The sequence below is a fragment of the Pedobacter flavus genome, assembly GCF_036324285.1.
GTDB lineage: Bacteria > Bacteroidota > Bacteroidia > Sphingobacteriales > Sphingobacteriaceae > Pedobacter > Pedobacter flavus.
The window spans coordinates 1-5,836 of the sequence record NZ_JAZDQU010000003.1 but is presented as its reverse complement, the minus strand read 5'-3'; the positions used below and the strand labels follow the sequence as shown (position 1 = coordinate 5,836).

Below are 5,836 nucleotides of genomic sequence, written 5' to 3'. Positions count from 1 at the left end.
AACAAATGACATATTATTGAAAGAAGTTAGTTAGGAAGAACAAACAACAAAATCTGTTTGCTTTGAAAGCTTCGGGTTATTAGTAATACTCGACTTTGATGTTACCACCTTTACATCTGTATCCTATCAACGTAGTAGTCTTCTACGGCCCTATATGGAATTCTCATCTCGTGGCTAGTTTCGCACTTAGATGCTTTCAGCGCTTATCTATTCCCAACGTAGCTACTCTGCAATGCCCCTGGCGGAACAACAGATTCACTAGAGGTTAGTCCAACCCGGTCCTCTCGTACTAAGGTCAGCCCCACTCAAAATTCCTACGCCCACAACAGATAGGGACCGAACTGTCTCGCGACGTTCTGAACCCAGCTCGCGTGCCACTTTAATCGGCGAACAGCCGAACCCTTGGGACCTTCTCCAGCCCCAGGATGTGACGAGCCGACATCGAGGTGCCAAACCTCCCCGTCGATATGAGCTCTTGGGGGAGATCAGCCTGTTATCCCCAGCGTACCTTTTATCCTTTGAGCGATGGCCCTTCCATGCAGAACCACCGGATCACTATATCCGTCTTTCGACCCTGCTCGGCTTGTTTGCCTCACAGTCAAGCAAGCTTATGCTATTGCACTCCTCATACGGTTACCAAGCGTATTGAGCTTACCTTTGAAAGCCTCCGTTACCTTTTTGGAGGCGACCACCCCAGTCAAACTACCCATCAAACAATGTCTCCGCCTTGGGCGGATTAGACACCGAATACAGAAAGGGTGGTATTTCAACGTTGGCTCCACGACGCCTAGCGACGCCGCTTCAAAGCCTCCCACCTATCCTACACATCCTGTACCCAATGTCAATGTTAAATTGTAGTGAAGGTGCATGGGGTCTTTCCGTCCCGTTGCGGGTACCCGGCGTCTTCACCGGGACCACAATTTCACCGAGCTCATGGCTGAGACAGCGCCCAGATCGTTACACCATTCGTGCAGGTCGGAACTTACCCGACAAGGAATTTCGCTACCTTAGGACCGTTATAGTTACGGCCGCCGTTTACTGGGGCTTCGATTCAATGCTTCTCCTTGCGGATGACATCCCCTCTTAACCTTCCAGCACCGGGCAGGTGTCAGGCCTTATACTTCATCTTTCGATTTTGCAAAGCCATGTGTTTTTGTTAAACAGTCGCCTGGGCCTTTTCACTGCGGCCAATGTTGCCATTGGCGCCCCTTCTCCCGAAGTTACAGGGCCATTTTGCCGAGTTCCTTAGCCATGATTCACTCGAGCACCTTAGAATCCTCTTCCCGGATACCTGTGTCGGTTTGCGGTACGGGTTTTTATAACCTGAAGCTTAGCGGTTTTTCTTGGAAGTCTGATTACCTGCTCTATCCACTCAGCCGAAGCCTCGCGGTACTATTAGCCTTTAGCAAGGATCCCGGATTTGCCTGAGATCCCTATACCTACAGCCTTTAACGATCTATTCCGTCAGATCGCGGCAGTGTCACTACTCCGTCCCCACATCGCAGTTATAAAAAGTACTGGAATATTAACCAGTTGTCCATCCACTTCCCCTTTCGGGTACGCGTTAGGACCCGACTAACCCTGATCCGATTAGCGTTGATCAGGAAACCTTATCCTTTCGGTGGGCGGGTTTCTCGCCCGCCTTATCGTTACTTATGCCTACATTTGCTTTTCCAGAAGCTCCACCAAAGCTCACGCTTCAACTTCGCTGCCACTGGAATGCTCCCCTACCGTAATATTAATATTACCCATAGCTTCGGTGATACACTTAATGCCCGTTTATTATCCATGCCCGATCGCTCGACTAGTGAGCTGTTACGCACTCTTTAAATGAATGGCTGCTTCCAAGCCAACATCCTAGCTGTCTGTGCAATCGGACCTCGTTAGTTCAACTTAGCGTATACTTGGGGACCTTAGCTGATGGTCTGGGTTCTTTCCCTCTCGGCGCGTGACCTTAGCACCCCGCGCCTCACTGCCGTGTATATTATATAGCATTCGGAGTTTGTCTGGATTTGGTAGGATTTGACTCCCCCGCACCCAATCAGTAGCTCTACCTCTATATAACTTTACCACGACGCTGTTCCTAAAAACATTTCGGGGAGTACGAGCTATTTCCCAGTTTGATTAGCCTTTCACCCCTACCCACAGATCATCCGGAAACTTTTCAACGTTTATCGGTTCGGTCCTCCAGTACGTGTTACCGCACCTTCAACCTGTCCATGGGTAGATCACAAGGTTTCGCGTCTACCTCCTCTGACTATACGCCCTATTCAGACTCGCTTTCGCTTCGGATCCGTGTCTTAAACACTTAACCTTGCCAGAGAAGAGTAACTCGTAGGCTCATTATGCAAAAGGCACGCAGTCACACCACGAAGGTGCTCCTACCGCTTGTAAGTACACGGTTTCAGGTTCTATTTCACTCCCCTGTTCGGGGTTCTTTTCACCTTTCCCTCACGGTACTGGTTCACTATCGGTCTCTCAGGAGTATTTAGCCTTACCAGATGGTGCTGGCAGATTCCCACAAGGCGTCTCCGACCTCGCGGTACTCAGGATACTACTAGGTTAATATCGCTTTCCTGTACCGGGCTATCACCGTGTATCGCTGGGCTTCCCATCCCATTCCAGTTCACTTTATTATACCACATCGTAGTCCTACAACCCCACAATTGCCGTAACAATTATGGTTTGGGCTCTTTCCCTTTCGCTCGCCACTACTTAGGAAATCATTATTATTTTCTCTTCCTCTGCTTACTTAGATGTTTCAGTTCGGCAGGTTTGCGCATTTTTGCAACTAGTCTTCAACTAGTTAGGTTTCCCCATTCAGAAATCTTCGGATCAATTCATATTTGCTAATCCCCGAAGCTTATCGCAGCTTATCACGTCTTTCATCGCCTCTGAGAGCCAAGGCATCCCCCGTGTACTCTTTCTTACTTTCTTCTACTCATGCGCCTTTTGCGCCGCATGGTATGCTTTTTTGATTGCTATAATCAGTACTTGGTACTTAGTCGTCGGTAGAAAGACAAGTCTAACTACTGTCTACTATGTACTAGTTACTAAAAAAGCGTCTCTATTGTTGTTTGCTCTTCTTTTTTAACTTCTTCCAATATGTCAAAGAACTTTATTCCCCTGATATTCTAACCCTTGTTAAGATAATAACAATGGTTAATCACATTTATGGATACACTTTTGGTGTATCGGGTTCTAGTTAATCATTACAGACTCGAACTGCTTCCTAAGTGCCCCTATGGCTGATTTTATAGTCTTTATTATTTCAAGTATATCACTTTATCCAAAGTAATGGTGTGGAGAATATCGGAGTCGAACCGATGACCTCCTGCGTGCAAGGCAGGCGCTCTAGCCAGCTGAGCTAATCCCCCAAAGATTATTCTTATTTTAATGTAGTCCCGAGCAGATTTGAACTGCTGACCCCTACATTATCAGTGTAGTGCTCTAACCAAACTGAGCTACGGGACTATTTGCTTTAGTATCTAGTATTGTAATGAGGTGTCTCACGGCACAATTCCTTTTACCTCTTGCGTTAATACCTTCTTTCAGTATGGAACACTAACCGCGTTTCATCTTTTGGGTTTTTCTTTTTGAGTATAATCATTTTTTAAGCATAGCAGGTAGTCAACCCTGCTCCAGAAAGGAGGTATTCCAGCCGCACCTTCCGGTACGGCTACCTTGTTACGACTTAGCCCCAGTTATCGGTTTTACCCTAGGTCGCTCCTTGCGGTTACGAACTTTAGGTACCCCCAACTTCCATGGCTTGACGGGCGGTGTGTACAAGGCCCGGGAACGTATTCACCGCAGCATTGCTGATCTGCGATTACTAGCGAATCCAACTTCAAGAGGTCGAGTTGCAGACCTCTATCCGAACTGTGAACGGCTTTTTGAGATTGGCATGATATTACTATCTAGCTGCCCTCTGTACCGTCCATTGTAGCACGTGTGTAGCCCCGGACATAAGGGCCATGATGACTTGACGTCGTCCCCTCCTTCCTCTCTGTTTGCACAGGCAGTCTGTTTAGAGTCCCCACCATTACATGCTGGCAACTAAACATAGGGGTTGCGCTCGTTGCGGGACTTAACCCAACACCTCACGGCACGAGCTGACGACAGCCATGCAGCACCTAGTTTCGTGTCCTTGCGGACGTATCCATCTCTGAATACTTCACTAACTTTCAAGCCCGGGTAAGGTTCCTCGCGTATCATCGAATTAAACCACATGCTCCTCCGCTTGTGCGGGCCCCCGTCAATTCCTTTGAGTTTCACTCTTGCGAGCGTACTCCCCAGGTGGAATACTTAACGCTTTCGCTTAGCCGCTAACTGTATATCGCTAACAGCGAGTATTCATCGTTTAGGGCGTGGACTACCAGGGTATCTAATCCTGTTTGATCCCCACGCTTTCGTGCCTCAGCGTCAATAAAACCATAGTAAGCTGCCTTCGCAATCGGTGTTCTGTGACATATCTAAACATTTCACCGCTACTTGTCACATTCCGCCTACCTCTAGTTCATTCAAGCCCATCAGTATCAAGGGCACTGCGATAGTTGAGCTACCGTCTTTCACCCCTGACTTAATAGGCCGCCTACGCACCCTTTAAACCCAATAAATCCGGATAACGCTTGGATCCTCCGTATTACCGCGGCTGCTGGCACGGAGTTAGCCGATCCTTATTCTTCTAGTACATTCAGCTACTTACACGTAAGTAGGTTTATTCCTAGATAAAAGCAGTTTACAACCCAGAGGGCCGTCTTCCTGCACGCGGCATGGCTGGTTCAGAGTTGCCTCCATTGACCAATATTCCTTACTGCTGCCTCCCGTAGGAGTCTGGTCCGTGTCTCAGTACCAGTGTGGGGGGTCATCCTCTCAGATCCCCTAGTCATCGTGGTCTTGGTGGGCCGTTACCCCGCCAACTAACTAATGACACGCATGCCCATCTTAATCCTATAAATATTTGAACATTGTACGATGCCGTACTGTGTTTTTATGCGGTGTTAATCCGAATTTCTTCGGGCTATCCCCCTGATTAAGGTAGGTTGCATACGCGTTACGCACCCGTGCGCCACTGTCATATCCAGCAAGCTGGATAATCTCGTTCGACTTGCATGTATTAGGCCTGCCGCTAGCGTTCATCCTGAGCCAGGATCAAACTCTCCATTGTAAAATGAAGTGTTAGAATCGCTGACTATTTGATAAATCAATAGCCTTGTTATTCTATTTTTTAATTGTATTGTCTGTCAGTTGCTGACTTGAAAGTCATAGCTATCGGTTCATGTACTTTGACCGTACTATGATTACCCCGCTACGCTTATTTAAAATGATATCTCTTTAATGAACTTTCTGATCTTTTTTACTTAACCTCACGGCCGATCATTTATAGGTTGCAATGCTCAATGTTTAATTTGATTTAAGTTTGTTTTCTTTAATCAGGTCTAATAAAATGTTCCTGTCTAAATCAACCAAACCCTCTCGCCTTAAACCCTCTCACATCGTTTCAATCTTGTTTTTATTATCTTCAACATCCGTTGTCGATATTCCCGTTTTGTTTGGGATTGCAAAGGTAGAAATAATTTTTGTTCTTGCAAACTTTATTTGAAAATAATTGAAACTTTTTTTTCAGCCTCTAGTTTAAATCCTTAAACCCTATTTTCATTATTTCAATTCCTCTTTTGCTTGCCTCCCAAGCGGAGTGCAAAGGTAGAAAATTAATTCCTTCTGGCAAATTATTTTTGAAGTTTTTTCGAAGTTTTTTATAACTCGCTATTAGCTAGCTACATCTTTATTCTAACCCCCTACTTAACCCATAATTCAACCAAACGCTCAATCTCTT

At 46.3% G+C, this 5,836-nt stretch carries 2 tRNA genes and 2 rRNA genes; all 4 read right to left on the bottom strand.

Annotation, left to right across the window (positions count from 1 at the left end):
• Positions 1–60 precede the first annotated feature (60 nt).
• Positions 61–2,937 (bottom strand): 23S ribosomal RNA (locus VRU49_RS11450).
• Between the two features lie 366 nt (positions 2,938–3,303).
• Positions 3,304–3,377: transfer RNA gene (locus VRU49_RS11445), tRNA-Ala, on the bottom strand.
• Positions 3,378–3,399: 22 nt separating this feature from the next.
• A tRNA-Ile gene (locus VRU49_RS11440) sits at positions 3,400–3,474 on the bottom strand.
• Positions 3,475–3,645: 171 nt separating this feature from the next.
• A 16S ribosomal RNA gene (locus tag VRU49_RS11435) occupies positions 3,646–5,167 on the bottom strand.
• The 16S and 23S rRNA genes sit together here with 2 tRNA genes alongside, the layout of an rRNA operon.
• Between the last annotated feature and the right edge of the window lie 669 nt (positions 5,168–5,836).